The organism is Streptomyces sp. NPDC047315, from assembly GCF_040643215.1.
Taxonomy (GTDB): Bacteria; Actinomycetota; Actinomycetes; order Streptomycetales; family Streptomycetaceae; genus Streptomyces.
In genome coordinates this window covers 135,891-162,276 of the sequence record NZ_JBEYTZ010000023.1, presented here as the reverse complement: position 1 = coordinate 162,276, position 26,386 = coordinate 135,891, and the positions used below count along the sequence as shown (strand labels likewise).

The 26,386-nt window shown below is 73.4% G+C and carries 19 protein-coding genes; 8 read left to right on the top strand and 11 right to left on the bottom strand.

The window, feature by feature from the left end; all coding sequences use genetic code 11:
• Positions 1-412 precede the first annotated feature (412 nt).
• Positions 413-862 carry a PTS glucose transporter subunit IIA gene (locus ABZ842_RS25710; protein ID WP_361541099.1) on the top strand — a complete coding sequence of 150 codons (450 nt, stop codon included), beginning with the start codon at positions 413-415 and terminating at the stop codon, positions 860-862.
• Positions 863-951: 89 nt separating this feature from the next.
• Complete coding sequence (gene ptsP, locus ABZ842_RS25705) at positions 952-2,622, top strand: phosphoenolpyruvate--protein phosphotransferase (RefSeq protein WP_361541096.1); 1,671 nt, start codon at positions 952-954, stop codon at positions 2,620-2,622.
• 75 nt (positions 2,623-2,697) lie between these two features.
• On the opposite strand, the gene ABZ842_RS25700 is transcribed toward ptsP, so the two are convergent.
• Both ABZ842_RS25700 and ABZ842_RS25695 read right to left on the bottom strand, forming a co-directional pair.
• Entirely contained in the window at positions 2,698-3,723 is a 1,026-nt protein-coding gene (locus tag ABZ842_RS25700; RefSeq protein WP_361541093.1) for a hypothetical protein, read from the bottom strand.
• Between the two features lie 122 nt (positions 3,724-3,845).
• Positions 3,846-5,873, bottom strand: a complete 2,028-nt coding sequence (locus ABZ842_RS25695) for an acetoacetate--CoA ligase (RefSeq protein ID WP_361541090.1) — start codon at positions 5,871-5,873, stop codon at positions 3,846-3,848.
• A 443-nt stretch (positions 5,874-6,316) separates the two neighbouring features.
• Between ABZ842_RS25695 and ABZ842_RS25690 the strand changes: the two genes are divergently transcribed.
• Entirely contained in the window at positions 6,317-8,668 is a 2,352-nt protein-coding gene (locus ABZ842_RS25690) for a glycoside hydrolase family 31 protein (protein ID WP_361541087.1), read from the top strand.
• Positions 8,669-8,683: 15 nt separating this feature from the next.
• Here ABZ842_RS25690 and ABZ842_RS25685 read toward each other — a convergent pair whose 3' ends face one another.
• Positions 8,684-9,235, bottom strand: a complete 552-nt coding sequence (locus tag ABZ842_RS25685; RefSeq protein ID WP_361541084.1) for an NUDIX domain-containing protein — start codon at positions 9,233-9,235, stop codon at positions 8,684-8,686.
• Between ABZ842_RS25685 and ABZ842_RS25680 the strand changes: the two genes are divergently transcribed.
• The 3 genes from ABZ842_RS25680 (at position 9,234) to ABZ842_RS25670 (ending at position 11,275) form a co-directional block, all read left to right on the top strand.
• Entirely contained in the window at positions 9,234-9,578 is a 345-nt protein-coding gene (locus tag ABZ842_RS25680; protein ID WP_361541081.1) for a DUF962 domain-containing protein, read from the top strand. The genes ABZ842_RS25685 and ABZ842_RS25680 overlap by 2 nt on opposite strands.
• 69 nt (positions 9,579-9,647) lie before the next feature.
• Positions 9,648-10,079 (top strand): zinc ribbon domain-containing protein, encoded by a 432-nt coding sequence (locus ABZ842_RS25675; protein WP_361541120.1) that lies wholly within the window; start codon positions 9,648-9,650, stop codon positions 10,077-10,079.
• Positions 10,076-11,275: a lipid-transfer protein gene (locus ABZ842_RS25670; protein WP_361541078.1), complete on the top strand. Its 1,200-nt coding sequence runs from the start codon at positions 10,076-10,078 to the stop codon at positions 11,273-11,275. The genes ABZ842_RS25675 and ABZ842_RS25670 overlap by 4 nt, the downstream gene beginning before the upstream one ends.
• A gap of 24 nt (positions 11,276-11,299) precedes the next feature.
• Here the strand turns inward: ABZ842_RS25670 and ABZ842_RS25665 are convergent, their stop codons facing one another.
• From ABZ842_RS25665 to ABZ842_RS25650, 4 genes are read right to left on the bottom strand one after another with little or no spacing between them, the layout of a single operon-like run.
• Positions 11,300-11,902 (bottom strand): ATP/GTP-binding protein, encoded by a 603-nt coding sequence (locus tag ABZ842_RS25665; RefSeq protein WP_361541075.1) that lies wholly within the window; start codon positions 11,900-11,902, stop codon positions 11,300-11,302.
• On the bottom strand, positions 11,883-12,296 hold the full coding sequence (locus tag ABZ842_RS25660) for a DUF742 domain-containing protein (protein WP_361541072.1): 414 nt from the start codon (positions 12,294-12,296) through the stop codon (positions 11,883-11,885). The genes ABZ842_RS25665 and ABZ842_RS25660 overlap by 20 nt, the downstream gene beginning before the upstream one ends.
• A gap of 8 nt (positions 12,297-12,304) precedes the next feature.
• Positions 12,305-12,757 carry a roadblock/LC7 domain-containing protein gene (locus ABZ842_RS25655; protein ID WP_361541069.1) on the bottom strand — a complete coding sequence of 151 codons (453 nt, stop codon included), beginning with the start codon at positions 12,755-12,757 and terminating at the stop codon, positions 12,305-12,307.
• Positions 12,754-15,450, bottom strand: a complete 2,697-nt coding sequence (locus ABZ842_RS25650) for a nitrate- and nitrite sensing domain-containing protein (protein ID WP_361541066.1) — start codon at positions 15,448-15,450, stop codon at positions 12,754-12,756. Before ABZ842_RS25650 ends, ABZ842_RS25655 begins: the two co-directional genes overlap by 4 nt.
• 539 nt (positions 15,451-15,989) lie before the next feature.
• Between ABZ842_RS25650 and ABZ842_RS25645 the strand changes: the two genes are divergently transcribed.
• A complete protein-coding gene (locus tag ABZ842_RS25645) occupies positions 15,990-16,421 on the top strand; it encodes a hypothetical protein (RefSeq protein WP_361541117.1) in 432 nt (143 codons plus the stop codon).
• A 72-nt stretch (positions 16,422-16,493) separates the two neighbouring features.
• Here the strand turns inward: ABZ842_RS25645 and ABZ842_RS25640 are convergent, their stop codons facing one another.
• The 4 genes from ABZ842_RS25640 to ABZ842_RS25625 form a co-directional block, all read right to left on the bottom strand.
• Complete coding sequence (locus tag ABZ842_RS25640) at positions 16,494-21,305, bottom strand: hypothetical protein (protein ID WP_361541063.1); 4,812 nt, start codon at positions 21,303-21,305, stop codon at positions 16,494-16,496.
• 103 nt (positions 21,306-21,408) lie between these two features.
• A complete protein-coding gene (locus tag ABZ842_RS25635) occupies positions 21,409-22,317 on the bottom strand; it encodes a hypothetical protein (protein WP_361541060.1) in 909 nt (302 codons plus the stop codon).
• Between the two features lie 82 nt (positions 22,318-22,399).
• On the bottom strand, positions 22,400-23,926 hold the full coding sequence (locus ABZ842_RS25630) for a hypothetical protein (RefSeq protein ID WP_361541057.1): 1,527 nt from the start codon (positions 23,924-23,926) through the stop codon (positions 22,400-22,402).
• A gap of 150 nt (positions 23,927-24,076) precedes the next feature.
• The gene (locus ABZ842_RS25625; RefSeq protein WP_361541114.1) at positions 24,077-24,757 is read right to left on the bottom strand and encodes a GntR family transcriptional regulator; all 681 of its coding nucleotides are present in this window, start codon (positions 24,755-24,757) and stop codon (positions 24,077-24,079) included.
• Between the two features lie 344 nt (positions 24,758-25,101).
• Between ABZ842_RS25625 and ABZ842_RS25620 the strand changes: the two genes are divergently transcribed.
• Positions 25,102-26,379, top strand: a complete 1,278-nt coding sequence (locus ABZ842_RS25620; protein WP_361541054.1) for an MFS transporter — start codon at positions 25,102-25,104, stop codon at positions 26,377-26,379.
• Positions 26,380-26,386 lie beyond the last annotated feature (7 nt).

Sequence of the window (26,386 nt, the reverse complement as noted above, 5' to 3'; positions counted from 1 at the left end):
CATATCTGGCGTTGACTTTTGGCACGCTGTTGAGTTCTCAAGGAACGGACGCTTCCTTCGAGTCCCTTCCAGGACCCTCCGGGCTTTTCCCTTCGATGTTTCAAACCTTATCAGGCTTTTTCTGTCCCTCTGACCATCCCCTGCGGGCAGGCAGAGGTGTAGACCAGTTAGGATCTCGGCTTGAAAGGTTGCTGCCGACCCCCGACTCGACGTCGCGTTGGGGTCACGCAGGGGTACGACAGTACCTGGCGCCGGAGAGCGAGGCAAATCGTTTCCGGGGGCCCTCTAGGTCCGTCAACCCGGTAGCTTTCGGGCGGAACTAGGACTTCAACTGACATACGCTTCTGAACAGTGTGCCGCCCCCTACGAGCAGTCACGGGGGTGCGGCGAATCTCCACCCCTGGGAGGCCCCATGACCACAGTGACGTCCCCGCTCGCCGGACGTGCCATCGGACTGTCCGCGGTGCCGGACCCGGTGTTCTCCGGCGCGATGGTCGGTCCCGGTACCGCCATCGACCCCGTCCGTGAGCCCTCCGAGGCCGTGTCCCCCGTCGACGGCGTCGTCGTCTCCCTGCATCCGCACGCGTACGTCGTGGTGGACGGCGAGGGGCACGGCGTGCTGGTGCACCTGGGCATCGACACCGTGCAGTTGAACGGCGAGGGCTTCGAGCTGCTGGTCAACAAGGGCGACACCGTCACGCGCGGTCAGGCCATGGTGCGCTGGAACCCCGTCGCCGTAGAAGAGGCCGGCAAGTCGCCGATCTGTCCGATCGTGGCGCTGGAGGCCACGGCCGATGCGCTCGCGGACGTCGTCGAGAGCGGCGACGTGAAGGTGGGGGACTCCCTCTTCTCCTGGCAGTGACGTCGTCATGACGTCCGTAGGCCGTGGTCACGGCCGGTACGACATCCACCGCGGCGGCACGGGCCGCCGCTCGACCGGGGACGGGTGAAATGGAGACAACCCTGCGAGGCGTCGGCGTGAGCCACGGTGTCGCCATCGGAGAAGTGCGGCACATGGGCACGGCGGTGCTGGAGCCGCCCGCCAAGCAGAACCCCGCGCAGGACACGGAGCGCGAACAGGGGCGCGCCCGTCAGGCGGTTGACGCCGTGGCCGCCGACCTGATCGCCCGGGGCAATCTGGCGGGCGGTGAGGCGCAGGCCGTGCTGGAGGCCCAGGCGCTGATGGCCCAGGATCCGGAGCTGATGGCGGACGTGGACCGGCGGATCGCCGTCGGGAGCACGGCGGAGCGCGCGGTCTACGACGCGTTCGCCGCCTACCGGGCGCTGCTGGCGGGTGCCGGCGAGTACCTGGCCGGTCGGGTCGCGGACCTCGACGACGTGCGCAACCGGATCGTGGCGCGGCTGCTCGGCGTGCCCATGCCGGGCGTACCGGACAGCGACGAGCCGTACGTACTGATCGCACGGGACCTCGCGCCCGCGGACACGGCGCTGCTGGATCCGACGTTGGTGCTCGGCTTCGTGACCGAGGAGGGCGGGCCGACCAGCCACAGCGCGATCCTGGCGCGGGCGCTCGGGGTGCCGGCCGTGGTGGCGCTGCCCGGTGCCGGCGAGCTGGCCGAGGGCACGCTGGTCGCGGTGGACGGCAGCACGGGCGAGATCTTCGTACAGCCGAGTGCGGAGAAGCAGGCCGAGATGGAGCGGGCCGCGGCGGAGCGGAAGGCGGCGCTCGCGGCGTCGAGCGGGCCGGGGGCCACCTCGGACGGGCACAAGGTGCCGCTGCTGGCGAACGTCGGCGGCCCCGATGACGTGCCGGCGGCCGTGGAGGCCGGTGCCGAGGGCGTCGGGCTGTTCCGTACGGAGTTCCTGTTCCTCGACGACAGCAAGCAGGCGCCGTCGGAGGAGAAGCAGGTCGAGGCGTACCGCCGGGTGCTGGAGGCGTTCCCGGAGGGCCGGGTCGTCGTGCGGGTGCTGGACGCGGGCGCGGACAAGCCGCTCGACTTCCTGACGCCGGCCGACGAGCCGAACCCGGCGCTGGGCGTGCGGGGGCTGCGGTCCCTGCTGGACCACCCGGAGGTGCTGGCGACGCAGCTTTCGGCGCTGGCGAAGGCGTCCGAGGGCCTGCCGGTGTACCTGGAGGTCATGGCGCCGATGGTGGCGGACCGTACGGACGCGAAGGCGTTCGCGGACGCGTGCCGGGCGGCCGGGCTGCGGGCGAAGTTCGGCGCCATGGTGGAGATCCCGTCGGCCGCGCTGCGGGCGCGGTCGATCCTCCAGGAGGTGGAGTTCCTCTCGCTGGGCACCAACGACCTGGCGCAGTACACCTTCGCGGCGGACCGTCAGGTGGGTGCGGTATCGCGCCTGCAGGATCCGTGGCAGCCGGCGCTGCTGGACCTGGTGGCGCTGTCCGCCGAGTCGGCCCGGGCCGAGGGCAAGAGCTGTGGGGTGTGCGGTGAGGCCGCCTCCGATCCGTTGCTCGCCTGCGTGTTGACGGGGTTGGGCGTCACGTCGCTGTCGATGGGTGCCGCGTCGATCCCGTACGTGCGGGCGATGCTCGCGAAGTACACGCTGGCGCAGTGCGAGCGGGCTGCCGCCGCTGCGCGGGCCGCGGACACCGCCGAGGAGGCGCGGGCGGCTGCCCAGGCGGTGCTGTCGGGCGAGTAGCGCTCGCTGGTTGATTGTGTGTGGGAAGGGCCTCGCTGGCGCGGGGCCCTTCCGTCGTCTTCGTACGACTCGGCTTCAGCGGTGGGAATCCGGGTCGTCCGTGGGAACCTCGAAGCCGGCGCGGTACTCCACGTTCGGCTCGGGGGACACGGGCTCGCCGGTGGTGGCGTCGGTGCAGTAGGCGCTGAAGACCTCGGCTTCGGTGAGGGGGACGAGGCTGCTCGCGTGCAGCCGCCAGCCGTGCAGTCGGACGGGGGCGTCCTCCTCGGTGGTGGTGCGCAGGACGACGCCTGCGGGGCGGTCGAGGGCGACGGCGGTGGCGAGGACGGTCACGAACTCGGTCAGCGCGACGGTGTCGATGCGGGCGGTGGCGCTGGTGGCGTCGCGCTCCGCCTGGAGGGCGGCGAGGAGGTGTTCCTCCGGGGCGAGGACGCTGCACACGAGGTGGTGTGCGCCGGGGCCGGCGGCTTCGAGGAGCCGGCTGAGCAGGTGGAACGCCCGGTCGAAGGACGCCTTCCCGATGTCTTCGCCGCAGTGGGCGCAGGCTCCGATGTCGGCGAGGAGCGAGGCCGCGTACTCCCAGGTGGCCCGGCGGACGGCGTTGTCGATGAGTCGGGGCAGCAGTTCGTCCAGGGGTTGGCCGGTGTAGGTGAGGGCGTCGCCGCGGGCGGCGACGGATGCGGTGAAGCGGCTTCGACTGCGGACGGCGTCGGGGGCGATGCCCTCGTCGGTGCAGTACTCCGCGAAGTCGTCGGGGTCGAAGAGGGCCACGGAGGTGTGCAGGCCGCCGGCGGCACGGGAGGTGAGCAGGGCTTCGACGTGGCGCAGGTACGCGGGGTGGTCGTCGAAGGGGAAGGTGTCGTACCCGCGCATGGCTTGGAAGTCGTGGGCGTCGGTGAGGACGCCGACGGTGCCGGGGACTTCGCGGCGCAGGGCGCGCCGCTGCGCTGCCCGGGTCCGCGGCCGGCCCGTGGTGCGTCGGGGTCGATGGGGACGGCGGCGGGCCCTCGGCGTACTGCTGTGGTCTCGGTGGTCGCGGTCACGGTCGTCGCGGTGGTCACCGTGGTCGCCGTGCTCGGTCGGTGTGGTGTCGGGTGCCATGGTCTCCCCCTGGGCGTGCCTCGGCCGGGCGTGCGTAGGGGCACGTCCGACCGAGCGCGTTGCGTCGATCAGTGGCTACTCACCGTAGCGACCGCCACTGACAACGCCGGCGGGAGCGGGCGTCAGGCGCGGTGCCGGGTACGGGCGAGTTCCACGTAGAACGCGAGCAGTTCGGGCTTGTCGACGGAGCCCGGGTTGACCGCCTTGTCGGGGGCGGCGCCTTGGAGGAGGCGTTTGACGGGCACTTCGAGGCGCTTGCCGGTGAGGGTGTGGGGGACGGCGGGGATCTCGATGATGTCGTCGGGGACGTGGCGCGGCGAGAGCTGTTCCTTGATGGTGTTCTTGATCGTGGTGCGCAGTTCGCCGTCGAGCGCGACGCCGTCGGCGAGGTGGACGAAGAGGGGCATCCAGTAGCCGCCGCCTTCTTCTTCCAGGCCGATGACGAGGGATTCGCGGATCTGCGGAAGGCGTTCGACGGCTTCGTAGATGTCGGCGGAGCCCATCCGGACGCCCTGGCGGTTCAGGGTGGAGTCCGAGCGGCCGTGGATGACGACGGTGCCGCGGCTCGTGATGGTGATCCAGTCGCCGTGTCGCCAGGCGCCGGGGAACATGTCGAAGTACGCGGCGCGGTAGCGGGCCTCGTCGGGGTCGTTCCAGAAGGAGGTCGGCATGGAGGGCATGGCCTGGGTGACGATCAGCTCGCCGACCTCGTCGACCACGTCGTGGCCCGCGGGGTCCCAGGAGTGCAGGTCGGTGCCGAGGCCGGCGGCCTGGAGTTCGCCGATGTGGACCGGGAGGGTGGGGACGGCTCCGGCGAAGCAGCTGCACACGTCGGTGCCGCCGCTGACGGAGGCGATCCACAGGTCGGCGCCGGCCGCGGCGAACTCGTCGTGCAGCCAGCGGAAGCCGTCGGGCGGCAGGGGGGAGCCGGTGGTGGCGACGCAGCCGATGCGGGAGAGGTCGTGGTCGCGCGCGGGGTGCACGCCGGCCTTGCGGCAGGCCATGACGTACGCGGCGGAGGTGCCGAAGAAGGTGGCGCCGGTGCGTTCGGCGACGGCCCACTGGGCTCCGACGTGGGGGTGGCCGGGGCTGCCGTCGTAGAGGACGACGGTGGTGCCGGTGAGCAGGCCGGAGACGAGGAAGTTCCACATCATCCAGCCGGTGGAGGTGTACCAGAAGAACCGGTCGCCGGGGCCCAGGTCGCAGTGCAGGGCGAGCTGTTTGAGGTGTTCGAGGAGGATGCCGCCCTGAGATTGGACGATGGCTTTGGGCAGTCCGGTGGTGCCGGAGGAGTACAGGATCCACAGCGGGTGGTCGAAGGGAACCGGTTCGTACGTCGGGGGGCCGGGGTCGCCCGCGGTGACCTCCGCCCAGCCGTCGGCGCCGTCGGGTGTCGGGGTGCCGAGCAGGGGGACGTGGACGACGGCGCGCAGGGTGGGGAGTTCGGCGCGGAGTTCGGCGACGGCGGCGGTGCGGTCGTGTTCCTTGCCGCCGTAGCGGTAGCCGTCGACGGCGAAGAGGACGACGGGTTCGACCTGTTGGAAGCGGTCGAGGACGCTGCGGGCGCCGAAGTCGGGGGCGCAGGAGGTCCACACGGCGCCGACGGCGGCGCTGGCGAGGAGTGCGACGACGGCCTGGGGGACGTTCGGCAGGTAGGCGCAGACGCGGTCGCCGGGGGCGACGCCGAGGGAGCGCAGGTGGCCGGCGAGGGCGCCGACCTGGCGGCGCAGCTCGGCCCAGCTGGTCGCAGCGGGCCCTGTGGTGTCGTCGGTGGCTTCGTCGACGTGGAGGAGGGCCGGGGCGTCGGGGCGGGTGTCGGCGGCGCGCAGGGCGTGTTCGGCGTAGTTGAGGGTGCCGCCGGTGAACCAGCGGGCGCCGGGCATCCCGGGGTGGGACAGCACCTGGCTGTAGGGGGTGGTGAACGTGACGTCGAAGTACTCGGCGATCGCGCCCCAGAAGGTGTCGAGGGACTCGACGGACCAGGCGTGGAGTGCCGGATAGCCGCCGTCGGCGGGCGCTCCGTGGTGCTCGGCGGCCCAGCGCTGGAAGTGGGTGATCCTCGCGGCGGCGATCCGGTCGGCGTCCGGCTGCCACAGCGGGGCGGGGGCGGCGGCTGGGGTCGCTTGGTGCGCTGCGTTCGCTGGGGTCACGGTGCGGCTCCCGGATGGCTCTGGTCCGCGCCCCGGCCCTGGGTGTCAGGGGTGGGGCGCCGTGTGCTGTCTGAGGCTTGGTGCGGCGGTGAAGGGGCTCCGTGCGGGTGCGGGGTGTGTCCGTGGCACGGGCTGACACGGACGATGCCACGTGATCGTCTTTCGCACCAGAGCGGCCGGAGCGTCGAGAGCCACAGGCGCAGTGCGGGTGCGGCGCGGGTGCGGTGGCTGTCCGGACGTGCACGGGCCTGTACGTACCTGCACAGGTCTGAGCAGTATTGATCGAATCCCCAAGAAGTTGTCGGAGATGAGAGCGGATGAGGGCGCATGAGAACAGATGCGACCGAACCCGATCTGTCATTCGGTCGGAGGTGGCGTCACCCTGGGTGAACGGCAGTTGAACGGTCCTCGTGTACGGGCCCCCGGGTGGCAGGCTGACGTGCATGGACGGTCATGAGCTCGTGCGTTCGGTGAGGAACCTGGCGACGCGCCGGGGGCTGCGCTCCGTTCGGTCGGCGTGGCGCGGACGTCGTGCCGATGCGCGCAGCCTGCCGGCGCGGGGTGCGGAGCGGGCGCGGATGCCCGGTTCGGTGACGGGCGTGGAGCCGCTGCCCGGCGGTGGCGTCGTGCGCTTCGCCCGCTCCGAGTTGCGGATCCTGGTGGCGTCCGGGGGCGCGGTGTTCTGGGGGTGGGACGGGGCCGGCCCCGAGCCGTCGTACGCACTGGCCGGCGCGGCGCCCGAGGCGGATCCGCGGGCGCAGTTGGAGCCGGACAAGGACGGCGGCTGGCGGGTGGTGTCCGAACGGGTGACGGTGGAGGTCTCCCGGCACGGTGCCGTGGAGGTCCGTACGCCCGGCGGGGTGGTGTTGCGACGGGATCTGCCGCCGCGCTGGTGGGAGCCGGTGCGGGGCGGCACGGCGCGGTGGGTGCAGCGCACCGAGGTGGCGGCGGACGCGCGCTTCTTCGGCCTCGGCGGGCGGGCCGCCGGCCCGCGGCTGCCCAGCGGTGAGTACCGCCTGTGGAACACCGACCCCAAGGGTTCGTTCGGCCCCGGCGACGATCCGCTGTCCATCACGATGCCGGTGCAGGTGGTCGTCGCCGACGCCGGGACGCACCTGGCCTTCTACGACAACACGTGGGAGGGGCGGGTGGTGCTGCGCGAGGGCGCGGAGGGCGAGGGCTCGGGGCACGACCGGCCGGGCACCAGCGTGCTGCGGATGGACGGCGGCCCGCTGCGGTGCTGGGTGATCGTGGGGACCCCGGCGCGCGTGCTGGCGCGCTGGTCGCAGCTGACGGGGCCGGCCGCGGTGCCGCCGTCGTGGGCGCTCGGCCCGCAGCACGCCCGTTGGGGCTTCGGCAGCCAGCAGGAGGTGCGCCGGATCGTCGCCGGCTACCGGGAGCGGGACCTGCCGCTGTCGGCGGTCCACCTCGACATCGACCACTACGACGGGCACCGGGTGTTCACGGTGGACCGGGAGCGGTTCCCCGACTTGCCGGCGCTCGCCGAGGAGTTGCGGGACGCCGGGGTGCGGACGGTCTCCATCGTGGATCCCGCGGTGAAGGCGGAGCCGGGGAACGCGGTGTACGACAGCGGCCGGAGGGCCGGGGCCTTCGTACGGGACGCGCGCGGGCGCGAGGTGCGCGGCGAGGTGTGGCCCGGCGCCTGCGCGTATCCGGACTTCACGGATCCGCAGGTGCGGCAGTGGTGGGGCGAGTGGTACGAGGAGCGCCTGGCCCAGGGCTTCTCCGGCGTGTGGCACGACATGAACGAGCCCGTGTCGTTCGCACCCTTCGGGGACATGACGCTGCCGCGTTCCGCGCGGCACGTGCTGGAGGGGCGCGGGGGTGACCACCGCGAGGCGCACAACGTGTACGGGCTGACGATGGCGCGCGCCGGGTACGAGGCGCTGCGCCGGCTGCGCCCCCAGGAGCGGCCGTTCCTGTTCACCCGTTCGGGGTGGGTGGGGATGCAGCGCTACGGCGGGACGTGGTCGGGCGACGTGGCGAGCGACTGGCCGGGGCTGCGGGCCTCGCTCGCGCTGGTGCTGGGGCTCGGGCTGTGCGGGGTGCCGTACTCGGGCCCGGACGTCGGCGGCTTCGACGCGGTGCCGTCGGCGGAGCTGTATCTGCGCTGGTTCCAACTGGGTGCGTACCTGCCGCTGTTCCGCACCCACAGCGCGATCGACGCGGGGCGCAGGGAGCCGTGGGAGTTCGGCCCCCAGGTCCTGCGGCACGCGCGCGCCGCGCTCGTGGAGCGGGAGCGGCTGCGCCCGTACTTCGTGACGCTGGCGCACCTCGCGCGGTTGACGGGGGCGCCGTACGTGCGGCCGGTGTGGTGGGGGGCGCCTCAGGACCGGGCGCTGCGGGAGTGCGACGACGCCTTCCTGCTCGGGGACGCGCTGCTGGTGGCTCCGGTGTTGGAGGGCGGGGTGGAGCGGCGCACGGTGCGGTTGCCGCGGGGCCGTTGGTACGACACGGCGACCGGTCGGGCGTACGACGGGCCGGGACAGGTGGAGGTGGCGGCGCCGCTGTCGCGGGTGCCGGTGCTCGCGCGCGCGGGTTCGGTCGTGCCGGTGCGGGGGGCGGACGGGCGGCTGGAGTTGGAGGTGTGGGCGCCGGTGGAGGGGCGCAAGGGCGGAGGGCTCGTGGTGCCGGACCGGGGGGACGGCTGGGGGCGCGCGGAGGTGGAGCGGTACGCCACCAGGTTGACGAAGGGGCGCGTGGTGGTGAAGCAGATCCGCGGGGACGGCACGGCCGCGCCCCGCCTGCGGGTGCGGGTGCGGGGCCTGCCGTAGAGGTACGGCGCCGAGTCAGGCGTAGCGACCGGCGAACCAGTTCGCGACCGCCGCGGTGTGCAGGGGGAAGGCCAGTTCGTCGGGGGCGCGCAGCAGGTGCCAGCCGGTCGTCTCGGCCGTGGGCGCCGACGGCGGCAGGACGTCCGCGGCGAGCGTCGGCAGCAGGGCGAAGACCAGCAGGTGCCCGCTGGAGCTGCTGAGGGCGTCGGCGAGCCGGACCGTCGACGCTTCGGCCTCGATGCGCGTCTCCTCACGCAGCTCCCGTACGGCGGCTTCCTGCCAGGTCTCCTGGAAGTCGACGAAGCCGCCGGGGAGCGCCACCTTCCCCGCCTCGGGCTGCACGGTGCGGGTGATGACGACGAGTCCGGTGCCGTCGGCGTCGTGCACCGGCTGGAGCGCGACGGCCACGGGCAGCGGATTGCGGTAGGCCGTGGCGCCGCACGACGTGCAGGTGCGCGGCCAGTCGACCGCGGATGCGTACGGGGCGCCGCAGTCGGCGCAGTGGGAGTTCGGGGGCACGCGCGGACTGTAGCCGACGGCGCCGCGGGGGCTTACGGTGCCGGGCATGGAGCGGACTTTCGATTCGTACGAGGAATTCTGGCCGTACTACGTGGCGATGCACTCCAAGGCGGCCACCCGGTGGGTCCACCTCGCGGGCACGCTGACCGGGCTCGCGGTCACGGCGTACGGGCTCGCGCGCGGGCGCCGGCGGTACCTGGCGGCGCTGCCGCTGATCGGGTACGGCACGGCGTGGCCCGCGCACTTCTTCATCGAGGGGAACAACCCGGCGACGTTCGGGCATCCGGCGTGGTCGCTGCGGGGTGACGCGCAGATGATCCGGATGATGCTGGCCGGCAGGGACGCGGAGTTGGCGGAGACCGCCGCCAAGTGGCTCGCCGAGAACGGCTGACCCGTGGCACACTTCTGACGTTCCGTCAGATCTCGTGTTCGGGAGGAACCCTTGACGCGCACACCCGTGGTGGCCGGCTGGTTCACGCTGGGCGACGGAGAGGAGTTCCGACTGCTCGGCACCCGCTGCGCCGACTGCGGTGCGGTCTTCTTCCCGCGCGAGGACTCCTTCTGCCGCAACCCCGCCTGCGCCGGTGAGGAGTTGGCACAGGTCGCGCTCGCCCGGCGGGGCACGGTGTGGTCGTACACCGACGGCCGCTACCGTCCCCCGCCACCGTACGTCTCCGACCCGGACGCGCCCTGGGAGCCGTACGTCCTCGTCGCGGTCGAGTTGGCCGCGGAGGGAATGGTGGTGCTGGGGCAGGCCGCACCCGGGGTGTCGACGGCGGACCTGGCGGTGGGCGCCGAGGTCGAGCTGGTGCCCGGGGTGCTGGACGAGGACCCCGACACGGGCGCCGTACGGACCACCTGGCACTGGCGTCCGGTGGGTGCGGCGTCATGAGCGGGGAGCGGGACGTCGCGGTCCTCGGGGCCGGCATGCACCCCTGGGGCAAGTGGGGTCACAGCTTCGTCCGGTACGGCACCCTCGCCGCCCGGGCCGCCCTCGCCGACGCGGGCTTGGACTGGCGCCGCGTCCAATCCGTCGTCGGCGCGGACACGGTGCGCGGCGGCTACCCCGGATACGTGGCCGGCGCCACCTTCGCCCGGGCCCTGGGCTGGCAGGGGGCGCGCGTCACCAGCGTGTACGCCGCCTGCGCCTCCGGGGCGCAGGCGATCGCCACCGCACGCGCCCAGATCCTCGCCTCGCTCGCCGACGTAGTGCTGGTCGTGGGCGCCGACGCCGCCCCGAAGGGCTTCTTCGCGCCCGCCGGCGGCGACCGGCCGGACGACCCCGACTGGCTGCGCTTTCGGATCCTGGGGGCGACCAACCCCGCGTACTTCGGCCTGTACGCCCGCCGCCGCATGGCCCTGTACGGGGACACCACCGACGACTTCGCCCTCGTCAAGGTGAAGAACGCGGCGGCCGGCGCGCTCAATCCGCACGCCCGCTACCGCAGGGCCGTCACGGTCGGTGAGGTCGCCGCCTCCCCCGTCGTCGCCGACCCGCTGCGGCTGCTGGACGTCTGCGCCACCTCGGACGGCGGCGCGGCGCTGGTGCTGTCCAGCGTGGAGTTCGCCCGTCGGCACGGCGCGGTCGACCCGGTCCGCATCCGGGCGGTGTCGACCGTGACCCCGACGTATCCGAAGACCGTGCTCGACCTGCCGGACATCGCGACGGACTCGACCACGGCGGTCCGGGCCGACGGCGGCGGCTCGTTCAGGGCGTCCATCGCCCGCGCCGCGTACGAGGAGGCGGGCATCGGGCCCGATGACCTGTCGCTCGCCGAGGTGTACGACCTGTCCACCGCGCTGGAACTGGAGTGGTACGAGGACATCGGGCTGTGCGGACCGGGCGAAGGGGCGAAGCTGGTGCGCGAGGGGGTCACGGCGCTCGGCGGGCGGGTACCCGTCAATGCGAGCGGTGGGTTGGCGTCGTTCGGGGAGGCCGTGCCCGCCCAGGCCATCGCGCAGGTCTGCGAGCTGACCTGGCAGTTGAGGGGGGCGGCGGGCGCACGTCAGGTGGCCGGGGCCCGGGTCGGGGTCACCGCCAACCAGGGGTTGTTCGGGCACGGGTCGGCGGTGGTGGCCGTCCGCTGACGACCGCAGGACACGGGTCGGGCATCAGGCGGAGGCGTGGCGGCGCTCGGACGCGACCCGCTCCAGGGCGTGCTCGACCACCGCTGCCAACACCAGCTTGGCCGAGTCGCGTTCGCGGGCGTCGCACGTCATCAGCGGCACCCCGGGGTCGAGGTCGAGCGCGGCGCGCACGGACCCCACGGGGAACCGCTCCGCCCCGTCGAAGCAGTTGACGGCGACGGTGAAGGGGATGCCCCGGCGCTCGAAGTAGTCGACGGCGGCGAAGGAGTCCGCGAGGCGTCGGGTGTCGGCCAGCACCACGGCGCCGAGCGCGCCCTGCGCCAACTCGTCCCACAGGAACCAGAAGCGCTCCTGCCCCGGCGTGCCGAAGAGGTAGAGCACCAGGTCCTCGCGGAGGGTGATGCGGCCGAAGTCCATGGCGACGGTGGTGGTCGTCTTGCCCGCGACGCCCGCGGTGTCGTCCACCGGACGCCCCGCCTCGCTCAGCACCTCCTCGGTGCGCAGCGGCCTGATCTCGCTCACCGCGCCCACCAGCGTCGTCTTGCCCACCCCGAACCCACCGGCGACCAGGATCTTCAGTGCCACCGGCTCGACGGGCTTGCGGACACTAGAGCGCCCGAAGGCCATTGATCACCTCACGGAGGATGTTCACGTCCGGCAGCTCGGCCGGCGGAACGGGGCGGGAGACGTGGACGAGTTCGCCCTCGACGAGATCGCCCACCAGCACCCGCACGACCCCCACCGGGAGGTCCAGACCCGTGGCGAGTTCGGCGATCGACTGCGGGCTGCGCTCGCAGCGCTCGACGATGTCGACGTGCTCCGGTGAGAGCGACCCGTCGTGGTGCAGGTGGTGGGCGGTGGGTTCGGCCACCACCAGGGCGATCAGATCGAGCCGGTGCTGACCCGTACTGCTGGTGCGACCGCGGGTCATGGCGTACGGGCGGACCACCGGTGACGCGTCGGCGTCGAAGAAGTGGTGGCGGTGCTGGGAGTGCCGGGGGTGGTGTGCCGAGTCACTCATGCCCGCGCTCATCCCCCGGCGCTGGCGTGACCGGTCCGGGGGGCGGTGGACAGGTGCGCGCCGACCCGCTTGACCATGAGGGTCATCTCGTACGCGATCTGGCCGACGTCGGAGTCGGCGTCGGCGAGGACGGCGAGGCAGCTGCCGTCGCCGGCCGCGGTGACGAAGAGGAACGCCTCGTCGAGCTCCACCACGGTCTGACGGACCTCGCCCACGTCGAAGTGGTGTCCGACGCCTTTGGCGAGGCTGTGGAAGCCGGAGGCGACGGCGGCGAGGTGCTCGCCGTCCTCCCGGGTCAGCGCGCGGGAGGCGCCGGTGGCCAGGCCGTCCCGGGAGAGCACCAGGGCCTGGCGGATGCTGCCGACCCGGTCGACGAGTTCGTCGAGCAGCCAGTTGAGTGCGCCGGAGCCCTGCGCGGGGTGTTCGCCGACGGCGTGTGCTGCGGCGTGCGGTGCGGTCATGGGCCGTCCCCCTCGGAGGTGGTTCGTGGTGCCGGCCGGCCGGTGCCCGGGCCGGTGGACTGGTGGACGCCGTCGGCGGCACCGTCCGCGTTCTCGCGGCGGCCCCGTTGCCAGCCGCGCTGCATCGCCGCCATGCGGTTGCGCACCTCGTCCGGGTCGCGTTCGACGTTCGGGCCCGGGTGGCGGGCGTCGTCGCGGTGGGCGGGGGGCCGCCGGGCCCCGCCGGTGTCGGGGTCGGCCTTGAGCTGCGGGGCGAGGCTGGCCTGGCGCACCCGGCGCGGCAGTCCGTCGACCGACGTCGGCGACGGCTCGTGCGAGGGCTCGTACAGCGGGACGGCGGCGGGCGCTTCGGGGCGGCCGGCTGATCCCGCGCGCGCGGGACCCGGCTCCGCGGGGTCCGGGGCCGGCAGGGGCTCGGGGAACGGCACCGGGTGGGTGCGGCCGGGCTCGTCGACCCTGCGTCCGCCGTCGGTGATCAGGGTGGGCGGCTTGGTGCGCCGGGGCAGCGGTGCGCGGCGGGCCTCGTCGGGCTGCGGCTCGTACGGAGCGGGGGCGAGCGGGGGCAGCGCGTCGGAATGGTCGGCGTGGTCGGCGTGGTCGTCAAGGGCTTCGGGGTCCCCGAGGTCGCCGGGGGCGTCCCAGTCCGTACCGCTGCCGAGGAGCGCAGGACCGTTCCGCCGCCCCTGGCCGCTCTTGGCGAGGGCGGACAGCTTGGCGCCCCCCTCGCCCTTGCCGGAGCGCCGGCCGAAGGGCCCCTCCCCCGCCCGCTCGATGCGGACGCCCCTGCTCTCGGTGTCCGGGGCGTCGGTGAGCAGCGCTGCGGGGACGAAGACGATCGCCGAGGTACCCCCGTACGGGGAGGGCTGGAGCGACACCCGTACGTTCTGGCGCTGGGCGAGCCGGCTGACCACGAACAGGCCGAGCCGGTCGGTGTTCGACAGCTCGAACTCCGGGGTCTCCGCGAGGCGCAGGTTGGCGTCCAACAGGACCTCGGGCGCCATGCCGAGGCCGCGGTCGTGGATCTCCAGGGTGAAGCCGTTCGCGACGCGTTCGCCGTTGACCTGGACCGTGGTGTGCGGCGGTGAGAACACCGTCGCGTTCTCCAGGAGTTCGGCGATGAGATGGGTGAGGTCGGCGACGGCCGATCCGCCGACGCCGATGCGGGCCAGCCGGCGCACCTCGATGCGTTCGTAGTCCTCGACCTCGGCGACCGCTGCCCGGACCACGTCCATCAGCTGGACGGGTTTGCGCCACTGGCGGGAGGGGGTGGCGCCGGAGAGGATCACCAGGCCCTCGGCGTGGCGGCGCATCCGGGTGGTGAGGTGGTCGAGCCGGAAGAGGTCCGCGAGTTCGTCGGTGTCCTCGGTGCGGCGCTCCATCGTGTCGAGGAGCGTGAGTTGGCGGTGGAGCAGTACCTGGTTGCGGCGGGCGAGGTTGACGAAGACCTCGGAGACGCCGCGGCGCATCTCGGCCTGGCGCACGGCCGCGTCGACGGCGGCGCGCTGGAGGGTGTTGAGGGCGTGGCCGGCCTGGCCTATCTCGTCCTTCTCGTACTCCAGGCGCGGGGCTTCGGTCTCCACGTCCACCTGTTCGCCGGCGGCCAGGCGCCGCATGACGCTGGGCAGCCGGACGCTGGAGACCTCGTGGGCCTCCCGGCTCAGTCGGGAGAGGTCGCGGACCAGGTCACGGCCGATGCGGACGGAGACGACGACGGAGACGAGGAGGGCGGCGAAGCCGAGGATTCCGGCGATGCCCGCCTTGACGAAGACGTCGTACGTGACCGGTTCCACCCGGTCCTCGTGACGGTTGTGTGCCGCGACGCCCTCGTTGCGGAGTTCGTCGAGCACCGGGGCGGCGGCCACCTGCCACTCCTCGGCTTCGGACGCGGACGCGTGCCGCACCGGGCCGCCGGTGGTCAGCCGCTTCTCGGCGTCGCGCAGGGGCGCGGTCTCCGGGCCCTTCCAGAACTGGCGGTGGATCTCGCGGTCCTTGGGGAGCAGAGCTTCGAGGCTGGTGTCGTACAGGACCTCGCGCCGGGCGACGAGGCCGGTGAGCTGGCGCAGTTCGTCGGCGTCCACCCGGCCGGCGGCGAAGGCGGACGCGATCAGGGCGTCCTCGCGCGCGAGCGCCTCCCGTGCGCGGCCGAGGCCGACGAGGGCGCGGCCCTGGCGCTCCAGGCCGACGTCGCCGAGGGAGTGGAGGGAGTTCAGGAGGGAGAAGCCGGGGTCGACGATGCCGTTGTAGTACTCCAGCGCCTCGACGCGGGTGACGGTGCCCGTCTCCACGGAGCGGCGGAGCGCGGCCAGTCCGTCGTATCCCTTGACCAGCTTGGCGAGCTTGCGTTCACCATCGGAGCGCACCGCCTCACGGATATCGTCGTCTTCCGCCCTGGCCCTGACCTCGGCGACGGCCTCGTCCGTGGTGCCGCGCTTGGTGCGTAACTCGGGGAGCGCGGTGGAGGCGCGGCGGTCCGCGAGGTAGACGAGGGTCTGGCGGCGCTCTTGCTGGAGGGCGTCGATCGCGCGGGTGACGGGTTCGCCGACGTCCTCGCTGACCGAATTGGCGTCGAGGAGCTCGCTGGCCTCCCGGCCGGTGAGTGCGGTGGTGAAGGCCCACAGCGCGGTGAGCGAGAGCAGCGGCACCAGCAGCACCGCCACGATCTTCCGGCGGATGGACTTCCCGCGAAAGCGCATGGCCTCCCTCCCCCGGCCGGAACCGCCCCAGCGGACGGTGGTGTTCCGTCAGCTCCGTCAACAAACGGCGCGAGCCTACTACTGTCACACAAGCAACTCGAAGGGTCGTCCGGACGATTTTCGGCCGACCGCGGCGGCGTTGCCCACGGGTCGTTCCGGCATTCAAGGTGTTGGGATTCTCGGCGTGTCGCGAGGGGGCGGGGAGAGTGCCGACTCCTCCGCCGTTGGAGATGGCCGGATTCCTTCGTTCTTTGCCCGTGTGGTGGAACAAATCCGCGCAGTCGTGCGTCCTTATGTGCAGAGCTGTTGGGATCCTGGCGATACCGGTCGGTAGTGCGAGGTTCGCCCGCACTGCCGGTTTTCCCCTGAGGTCTCCGGTCCCGGTTCACCAGTGTCGATTTTCCGGTGGCCGTGGCGTCGGCGGCGGCAGGGGCTGGAGTAGGTGCGGGGGATTTCGGGCAGCCACCCAAAGGCCGGATGGATGTGGGGGGACGTGGGGAGTGACCAGAACGATGGACAAGGGGGAGCGCCGCGAGCCGATGCGGTACGCCGCGGGTGAGGCGCGCGCGCCGCGGCAGCTGTGGATGGAGGAGCCCACCGCCCGGCCCCGGCTCGCGGACCCCGTGCGCACCGCCGCGGTGCGGGCCGTGCTCATCGTGGCCGTCACGCTCATTCAGGCGATGGTGGCCTTCCTCAGCACCCTCGCCGGCTCCTGGCTCGCCTTCCCGATGGTGCTCAGCAGCGTCGCCAGCACGGTCGTGGCGACCTGGGCGGTCTTGGACGTGTGGGTGACCCACCAGGTCTGGAAGCAGCGTCACGGCGTGATTTCCGAGCCCAGCAGCAGCGCCCGCCAGTTGCGTCGGGAGCGGCGCCGGGCCCGGCGGGCGGCCCGTGCCGAAGCTCGTCGCGAGGCGCGAATACGCCGCCGCGAGCAGCACGGCACAGCGCGGATGGCCGAGGTCGAGGCGTAAGTCGGCGCCGCCGCCCGACGGAAGGGCGCCGGCGGCCTGCTGCCGTCACCCTTCCTGTGCGTGCTCCTGTGCTTACTGCTGGCTTTGCTGCTGTGCTCGCTGCTGCTGCGTCTGCTCCTGTACGTGCTGCGGTGTTTGCTGCTGGGGGGAGTGCGCCGCCTCGCTGGTGGCGGGCGGGGTCTGGGCGGGCAGGGGTGCCGGTTCGCTCGTCGCCCGCTTGTACATCCGCGTGGCGGTGATCTCTCCGTGGACCTGCTCGCCCGACGGGTCCTGCTGGGGCAGCCCGGGGCGCAGGTGCTCCTCCACGCTGATGTACTTCAGCCCGGCCCGCAGGTCGGCGTCGTTGCGCAGCCGGATCACCAGGGGGAACTCCGCCAGGGCAGTGGTGTCGAAAAGGCCCGTCGTGTAGAGGAGCTGGACGCCGAGCGCATCGGAGACGGCGCGCTGGAGTTCCAGCAGATAGGTGGCGTTGGCCCGGCCGATCGGGTTGTCGAGGAAGAGCGTGCCGGCGTGCCGGTGGCGGTCACGGCCGCGGTCGTTGCTGCGGAGCGCCGCCATCGTGCAGTACAGCGCGATGGCCGCGGTCAGGAGCTGGCCGCCGGAGAAGACGTCGCCCATCTGGCCGACCGGGACGCGTTCGGCGCGCAGCACCGCGTCCGGCTTCAGGATCTCCACGGCAATGCCCTTGGGTTGCAGCGCCGCCTGGACTCCGCGCAGCAGCAGGGACATCCCGTCCCTGCGGCCCTCGCCGTACGCCGCTGAGGCGTTCTTGCGCACGGCCGCGCGGGTGGCCTCGTCGATGACCTCGCCGAGGCGCTCCGCGAGCGTGGCCTGGTCGGGCTCTTCGAAGCGGATCCGGAGGAACTCCTGCCCGGACCACTCACCGAGCCCTTCCGGCAGCCGGGACAGGCGCTGCGCCGAGCGCAGGGTGGCCAGCGCCGATTCCACCAGTCCGCGGAGCCGGTCGACGATGGTGTCGCGGTTGCGCTCCAGCTGCTGGAGTTCGTCGGTGAGCACCCGCAGCCGGGGGGCGAAGGCTTCCGCCCACGCCGCCGCGTGTTCGGGCAGTGCGGCGGCCGGCAGCTCGCGGATCTGCTGGCGCGCGGGGGTGCGGACCTGTTCGTACCGGGTGGAGTTGGCGTGCCGTACGAGGACGTCGGAGGCTTCCCGTACGGCGGACTCGGCCGCCGACAGGTCCGTGGCGCAGCCGCGCAGGGAGCGCCGGGCCTCGGCGGTGGACTGCCGGGCCTCGGCGAGGTCCCCGGCGTACGGCTCGGGGTCCTGGGCCGGCTCGTCGTCCTGCTGGTCGCGCAGCAGGTCGCGGAGTTGGGCGGCGGTCTCGTCGAAGCCGCCGGCGGCGTCCTCCGCGGCGCGGTGCGCCTGGAGCAGTCCGCCGTGGACCTCGCGGGCGGTGTCCAGGGCGTCGGTGCGGGCGGCCAGTTCGGCGGTGGCGGTCCGCAGCAGGGTCTGGGCGTGTTCGGCGTCGGCGGGGAGCAGTTCGTCCGGAAGGTCCGTGTGTGATTCGCCGTCGGCGGGGGCCAGCCGCTCCGCTTCGCCCCGCAGCCTGCCCAGCTTCTCGCTGGCCTCCGACGCGCGGGACTCCAGGGTCTGGACGAGGGATTCGGCCCGGGCGACGGCGGACTGCCGCGAGGGCCCGTCGGCGCCTTCGGTGCTCTCCAGCAGCTGTGCCGCACGGGTGCGGACCTTGTTGGTGAGCCGGTCCAATTCGGCCAGGGCGGCGCTCTCGTCGCTCTCGGCACGGGCCTGTTCGGCCCTCAGGTCGGCGCCGACGCCGACCTTCTCGTAGAGCTGGGAGGCCGCGCGGTACGCCTCGCGCAGCGCGGGCAGCGCGGTGCGTGTGCGCGTCGACGCTTCTTGAGCCGGGTCGTCCTCGTCGGGGAGGTGGTCCGGAGCGCCGGCGATCTCGGCCCGTTCGGCGCGCAGCGCGCGTGCGGTGCGGCGGGCGTCGTCGGCGGCGCGCTGGGCGACCCGGCGGTCCTCGTCCGCCGCCTTCGCCCGCTCCAGGCAGCTCGCGGCCCGCTCTTCCGACTCGGCGGCCTCGTCGGCCAGTTCCCGCAGCTTGACCTGCCAGCCCGCGCGTTCCCTGAGCCGGAAGGCCAGCCCTGCGAGGGCGTCGGCGGCGCGGCGGGCGCGCTGGGCCTGCTCCTGGCGCTCTTCGCGTACGGCCGCGGTCTCGGCCGCCGCCTCGTCGGCTTCGGTGCGTACGACGCGGGCCTCGGCGAGCTCGGCTTCCGCTGCCTCGGCGGCGTCGCGGGCCGCGGCGGAGCCCCGGGCGAGCTCGGCGAGCATGCCGGGCGGGCAGTCGGCGCGCCACGAGCCGAGGCGCGCGGCGAGCGCGCGGTCCCCGGCGAGCCGGGTCGCGAGCGCCCTGATCTCCTCGTCCCTGGCGGTGGCGCGGGCGCGCAGCGCCTGGCGCTCCTCGTCGGCGGCGTGTTCGTCGTGCATCGCCGGGTTCGGCGGTACGAGGAACACGCCGGAGTCGTCGCCGCCCTGTGCGGGCACCGGCGCGAGCAGGGCGGCGGTCGTGCCGACGGCGACGGCGGAGCGGGGCAGCAGGGCGGCGCCGGCCAGCACCTCGCGGGCGCGGACGTGGGAGGCGGGGTCGGTGATCACCACGCCGTCGACCAGTTCGGGGCGGGCCGCGAGCACGGCGGCGTGGTCGGCGGGGTCGACTGCCTGGGCCAGGTAGCGCCAGCCGGGCAGGGCGGGGACGCCGTGCTCGGCCAGGAACTCGACGGTCGCCAGGACGTCGGGGCCCGGCGGCAGCAGCCCGCCGTCGCCGAGCGCGCCGAGGATCCGGGCGTCGTCGGCGGCGGCCGTCCGCAGGTCGAAGAGCTGACGCTCGGCCGCGGTGACGTACTGCTCCAGCAGCGCGCGCAGCTCGTCGGCACAACGGTCCAGCTCTTCGGCGGCGAGGGGGCCCTCGTCGGCGCGCAGGGGTTCGCCGGGGCGGGCGTCTTCGCCCTGCGGGTCGTCCGCGTCAGCGGGGCGGGGCGCAGCCGCGGTCGGTGCCGGGGCCGGGGGCAGGCTCAACAGCTCCGCCAGGCGGGGGTCTTCGGCGATGGAGGCGGCGGCCCGGTGCTCCGCGCCGTGGGCGTTCTCCGCCGCGCTCGCCGCGTCCGCGGCCCGGGCGGCGGCCAGTTCGGCGCGGGACTCCGCGGCGGCGGCCTCCTTCGCCCGCTCGGCGGTGCCGCGCGCCGCTTCCCGCGCGGTGTCCCATGCGGCGACCGCGGTCTTCTCGGCGTCGCTGGCCGCGAGCGCGGCCCTGGCCGGGTCGGCGTCGGGGGCGGTGTCGTCGAGCCAGCCGGCGCGTACTGCTTCGGCGGTCTCCTGCTCGACCTCCGCCAGCCGCTGGCGCAGGTGGCCGATCTCGCTGCGGGCGCGCTGGGCTTCGGTGGCCGCGGCCGTGGCGTCCCGGTGGGACGCTTCACCGGTCTCCTGGAGCGCGGCGGACCGCTCCTCTTGTTCGTTGGCGAGCCGTTCGCCGTCTTCGGCGGCGGCGTGCAGGGCGCGGACGAGGTCGGCGGCGGCCCGGGCGCGGGCGGCGAGCGCGGGGGCGGCGTCCCGCTCGGCCTCGCGGATGGCGGCGGCCACGCGCGCGGAGCGGTCGCCGGCGGCCCGGTGCCGTAGGACGGCCTCCGCGGCCTGCCACGCCGAGTGCAGCGTACGGGCGTCGATCAGCTCGCGGCGCTGGGCGGTGGCGCGCTTCTCGGCGACGGCGAGGGCGAGCGAGGCGTTGCGGTAGGCGAGTTCGGCGGCGACCAGGGAGCTGCGGGCCCGGGTCCGTTCGGTTTCGGTGACGGTGTGGGCGGCTGCGGTCACCTGCTGTGCGAGGTCGGCGGCGCGGGCGCGTTCCTCGGCGGCGCGGGCGGCGAGCCGACGGGTCAGGCTGCGCGTGCGGCGTTCGGCGCCGGCGTGGATCTCGCGGGCCCGGGCGCGGGTGTCGGCGGCCTCCACGATCCGGTGCAGCAGGTCGACCGAGCCGGCGGTGAAGTCGCGTTCGGCGGTGAGTTCGGCGCGGCGGCCGAGTTTGTTGCCGAAGCCGCTGACGAGGTCGGCGAGGCCGTCGGTGTCCCGGGTGTCGGTGACGGCCCGCAGCAGGAGGTCGGTGAAGTCGGAGTCCTTCTTCACCGCGAAGAGGCCGGCCGCCTCGCCCTCGTCGGCGTTCATCTCGCGCTGGTAGCGGAAGAGTTCGGGGTCGAGACCGAGGTCGCCGAGGTGTTCGTTCCAGCGGTCGTGGATCTCTTCCCAGTGGACGTCCAGGTGGAGGTACGCCTTGCCGGCGTCGGTGAGCGCGTCCCGGAAGCCCTTCATCGTGCGGCGCCGGCCCCGCGCGCCGGAGGCCCCTTCGGCCGGGCGGCGCACGGCGGTGGACTCGGCGACCGGGAGGGAGTCCAGGCTCAGGCCGGGGCCGGGGCGGAAGGAGTACCACGCCTCGGCGAACTTGCGCGGGTCGTTGGAGACCTGGCGGCCCCGCCACTCGCTGACCTTGCCCACCACGACCAGTTCGCCGGTGAGGGTGTGCTGCCATTCGAGGGCGACGTGCCCGCAGTCGTCGGCGAGCAGGAACTTGCGCAGCACGCCCGAGCTGGCGCCGCCGAGGGTGTTGCGGTGGCCGGGCAGCATCACCGAGAAGATCAGCTTGAGCAGTACGGACTTGCCGCCGCCGTTCTCCAGGAAGAGCACTCCGGCCGGGGCCGGTCGGCGCGGCGGACCGACGGGCTCGTCCTCGAAGAACTCCGCCTGGGTGGGGGCGGGGTGGGGCACCGGCTCGCCGACTCCGCGCAGGTCCAGGACGGTGTCGGCGTAGCGCGCACCGGCGGGCCCGATGGAGTAGAGGCGAACGCGGGACAGCTCGTACATGGCGGCGGACTCTCAGATGTCGACTGGTCGGGGTGCGTGCGGACGGGGCGCGGGTCGCGCGGTGGGCAGTGGTCGCGGGGCTGGGTGCGGAAGGGCTGCGTGTCTACGTGTGGAAGGGCAGGCCGGCGTCGGCGGCCAGCTCCAGGTCGTCCCCGTCGGGGGGCGGGACCAGGGTGGGGCTTCCGTCGCTGACGGGGACGACGCCCAGCTCCAGCAGTTCGGCCATGGCGGCGGTGCCGGCCATGTCGCGGACCTGGAGCTGGTAGCGCGCGGTGGTGCGGTAGGCGCCGCCGGCGTCGTCGCCGGTGCGCTGGAGGAAGCCGGAGTCCGCGAGGAAGGCGACGGCCTTGCCGACGATGCCGGTGGTGGATCCGGCCAGTCGCCGGGCGTCCTTGGTGGCTCCGGTGGCGCTGCGGCGGGAGTAGACGCGCCAGGCGGCCTCCAGGCCGGGGGCGTCGGTGGCCGGGTCGGTGTTGTCGCCGCGCTCGTCGGCGCGCTCCTCCAGCCGGCGGCACGCCTGGCGGACGTAGCCGTCGACGCCGAGGATCGTGATGCGGCCGATGTAGGCGTCGTCGGCGAGGTCTTCGGGGCGGGGGAAGGCCATGGCGGCGACCGCGAGGTGGGCCAGTCCGTGCAGGAAGCGGTCGGTGGAGTCGGCGGAGGTGCGGCGGGCGTAGTCGCCCATGCGGACGGCGAAGACGGAGTCCTCGCCGGCGCTGATCGCCATGCCGGCGCGCGGGGACACCTCCAGGACGAGGAGTCCGAGGCCGGTGGCGACCGCGTCGGCGAGCCGGGCGAAGGGGGCGTCGTCCCGGTAGCGGCGCAGCAGTTCGGCGTACTCGGCGTCGCGGGCGGGCAGCAGCTTGGGCTGGAGCCCGAAGGAGACCAGGCGGGCGGCGTCGGCCGCGTCGGCGGGGGTGACCTGGGCGGCCGGGGTGCCGGCCGCGTCCACGGGCGCGTCCGCCGGGGCGGGGCCTGGCCAGGGGGCGCGCTCGGCGTGCGGTTCGGTCACTGGACGTGCTCCTCGTACGGGCGGGCGGGTCGGGGGCGCAGCGGGGCGGCGGCCGGTCGTCGGCGGGGGCGCGGGCGGGGGTTCATGCGGCTTCCGTGCGGTCGGCGGCCATGCCGACGGCGTCGAGCAGGGCGGTGCCCACGATCAGGTCGGCGCCGCCGAACTCCGGGTCGTCGAGTTCGGTGCCGTCGTCCACGGCGAACAGGAGGCGTTCTTCGCCCTGGCGGTAGGCGGTGCCGACCGGGGGGCTCGCGGCGTGCACGGCGAGCAGTGCGACCAGGTACGGCAGGTCGGGGTCGCGGCGGCGGGCGTCGGCGAGGAGTCCGGAGAGCCGGCGCGGCGCGTCGTGCTCCAGGTCCAGGAGCTCCATGGCCTGGGCGAGCTGTTCCTCGCTGAAGCGGCTGTCGTCGGGGGTGGCGATCAGGTCGGGCTCGGGCATTTCGGCGCCGAGGTGGTCCCGTTCGACGGGGGGCGTGAGCAGCAGGTCGACCAGGTCGGCCAGGCGTACGGACGACGGGGTGCGCAGCCCGGTGCCCCGGGCGAAGAAGGCGTCGGTGACGCGGACCGCCGACTCGACGGGGAGGGGCAGGAGGGGGGCGACGAGCTGGCCGTGGAGGTCGAGTCCGGTACGGGTGGTGGGGCGGGCGAACGCCTGTCGGTCCTGTTCGGCGCGGAAGAGGGGTCCGGCTTCGAGGAGTCGGGACTGGAGCTGGGTGTGTCGGCGGATGCAGTCCTTGACGATGTCGACGAGTTCGGCGGCGCGGCGCTTGTGTTCGGGGTCCTCGGCCTCGTCACGCGCCTTGCGGATGTTCGTCAGGATCGCGTTCTCGTGCCGGTAGCGGTCGGCGACGTGGTCGAGCGCTTCGGCGATCAGGTCGGGAACGGCGTTCAGCCAGTCCACCGCGCGGACGTTGCGGCGGGTGGCTTCCAGGGTGCGGCGCAGGGTCTCGGCGTACTGCACGGTGCGGTAGCGGGCCTGTTCGGCGGCGAGTTGGGCGTCGGCGAGCCGACCGCGGCTGATCAGGACTTCCAGTTTGACCTCGGCGGCGATCTGCGCACTGGTCACGTCGGTGTCGAGGGCGCCGACGAGGACGTTGACCGCTTCGTCGGTGGTGCGGAGGTAGACGCTGCCGCCGTAGCCGGGGACCTCTTCGATCAGCTTGAAGTCGTAGTCGCGGCGGGTGTAGACGCCGTCGGTGCCGAAGGTGCCGTAGACGGCGCGGAAGCCGCGGTCCACGCTGCCGACGTTGATCAGGTTCTCCAGGACCCAGCGGGCGACGCGCTCGTGTTCGGCGGCGGGGCGGCGGGGGGCCTGGGCGGCGATCCGGGGCAGCAGCCTGGCGACGATCTGTTCGTGGTCGGCGCCGGTGTCGAAGTCCATGTGCAGGGTGACGAGGTCAATGGCCGCGAGGGCGACCTCCGCCATCGCGTAGACCGTGTACTCGCCGGCGAGGTTCGCCTTGCGGGCGTCGAGGTCGTGCAGCGGCGCGGTGCAGGCGAGCGCGCGCAGCCGCCGCGCGAGCCCCTCGTCGGCGGCCGGGCCCTGCGCGGGCCGCGGCCCCGCGCTGAGCTGGGGCGGAACGGGGTCCGTCGAGGCTGGCGAAGTCACGGTGCACAGATTAGGTCCTCGCACTGACACTGGTCGAAACGGCGCAGATGCCGCCCGTCGGGTGCGGCGCGGCGGGCACCGGAACGGGGCCGGTGCGGGCGCGGGAGCGCGTGCGCGCCCATACGTCGTACGCCACTACGTCAGTACGCGTCAGTACGCGTCGGAGCCGTCGACCAGGTGTGCGTACGTCTCGACCATCTGGGCCCGGGAGTCCTCCAGGTACTGCACGAGCAGCCGTTCGGCCGCGGTGGCGTCGCCGGCGCGGAGGGCTTCGAGGATGGCGCGGTTGCGCACGAGGTACGGCTGGTGGAGGCGGCGCGGGTCGTCGACGACGTGGAAGGCCAGGCGCAGCTCCGCCAGCACGCCCCGCATGAGTTCGTCGGTGCGGGCGCTGCCCGCGAGGGCGACCAGCTCGCGGTGGAAGTGGATGTTCGCCGTGGACACGCCCGTCCAGTCCGCCTCGCGCTCGTGCTGTTCGCCGGCGCTGACGGCGGCTTCGAGCGCGTCGACGTCGTACGGCGGTGCGCCGAGGCCGTGGACGACGGCGCACTCGACGAGCTGACGGGTGCGGTAGATGTCGGTGACGTCCTGGACGGCGAGCATCCGGACGAAGACGCCTCGGTTGAGCTGGTGGACGAGCAGCCGTTCGTGGGTCAGCAGGCGGAAGGACTCGCGCAGGGTGTTGCGCGACACTCCGAGCGCCCGCCCGATGACCTCCTCGGACAGGCGTTCACCGGGGCGGAAGTAGCCCTCGGCGATGCGGGTGCGCAGGATGTCCGCGACGCGTTCGGCCGTGCTCGTGCGGCCGAGCAGCGCGCGGTCGTCCTCCAGTCCGCCGGGACTGCCCGGACCGCCGGGATCGCCGGGAGCGCCGGAACCACGGGGACCGCCGGGGACACTCGAACCGCTCGCCCCACCGGCCCCACTCGAACCCCCCGTCCCACCGACTCCGCTCGGCCCGCGGGATCCGCCCGTTTTACCCGTTCCGGTCTCCGTCGCCCTCACGACACCTCTCTCTCCAGCCGGGAGCAGCTTCAACCCGGCGCGCACCGGCGCACGGAAGCCATCGTAGAAGGAAACAACGAGCCAACGCGCCCCTTGTCGGATCGTTCAACGATCCCCTAGCTTGATGACATCGCACAGTCACCCTCCCCGCTCGACACTGCGAGGTGCAGATGAGCACGACTCGGGTACAGCCGAAGAAAGGTCAGCTCCCGGCGGACGCGGGAGCCTTCGCCTGGCTGAGGGCGTTGGGGCCGCGCGGACGCCGGGCGTTCGGCGGCGCCTTCGGGGGCTACGCCCTCGACTCGTACGACTACTTCACACTGCCGCTGAGCATGGTGGCCATCTCCGCCTACTTCAGCCTGGACAACGGCCAGACGGGGCTGCTGACCACGGTCACCCTGGTGGTGTCCGCCATCGGCGGCGCGCTCGCCGGGATACTCGCCGACCGCATCGGCCGGGTGAAGGCGCTGATGGCCACCGTCATCACCTACGCCGTGTTCACGGTCGCCTGCGGCTTCGCCCCCAACTACGAGACGCTGCTGGTCTTCCGGGCGCTCCAGGGCCTCGGCTTCGGCGGCGAGTGGGCGGTCGGTGCGATCCTGGTCGCGGAGTACGCGACGGCGAAGCACCGGGGCCGCACGCTCGGCGCCGTGCAGAGCGCCTGGGCCGTCGGCTGGGGCCTGGCCGTGATCGTGTACACGCTGGTGTTCGAGTTCCTGGACCCGGACACCGCCTGGCGGGTGATGTTCTGGACCGGCGCGCTGCCCGCGCTCCTCGTCATCTACGTGCGGCGACACGTCAGCGACGCCCCCGAGGCGACCGCACGGCGACAGGCGAGCACGGCACGCGGGTCCTTCGCGGCGATCTTCAAGAAGGACCTGCTCAAGGTCACCCTGTTCGCCACCCTGCTGTCCACCGGCGTCCAGGGCGGGTACTACACCCTGGCCACCTGGGTGCCCACGTATCTGAAGACCGAGCGCGGACTGACCGTGGTCGGCACCGGCGGATATCTGGCGCTCCTGATCTCCGGGGCGTTCCTCGGCTATCTGACCGGTGGCTATCTCACGGACCGAATAGGTCGCAAGAACAACATCGCGCTGTTCGCGGTGCTGTCCGCCGTGGGCATCCTCTGCTACGCCAAGCTCCCCGAAGGGGAGAACGGCCTGCTGCTGCTCCTCGGCTTCCCGCTCGGGTTCTGCATGTCGGCCATCTTCAGCGGGTTCGGCTCGTTCCTGAGCGAGCTCTACCCGACGGCCGTACGCGGCACGGGCCAGGGATTCACCTACAACAGCGGCCGGGCGGTGGGGGCGTTCCTGCCGACCTGGGTCGGCTACATGTCCGACAGTTGGGGTGTGGGCGGCGCGCTGCTCCTCGGCGCCGTCGGTTACGGTCTCGCCGTCGTGGCGCTGCTCGGGCTTCCGGAGACCCGGGGCAAGGAGTTGCTGTGACACCGGG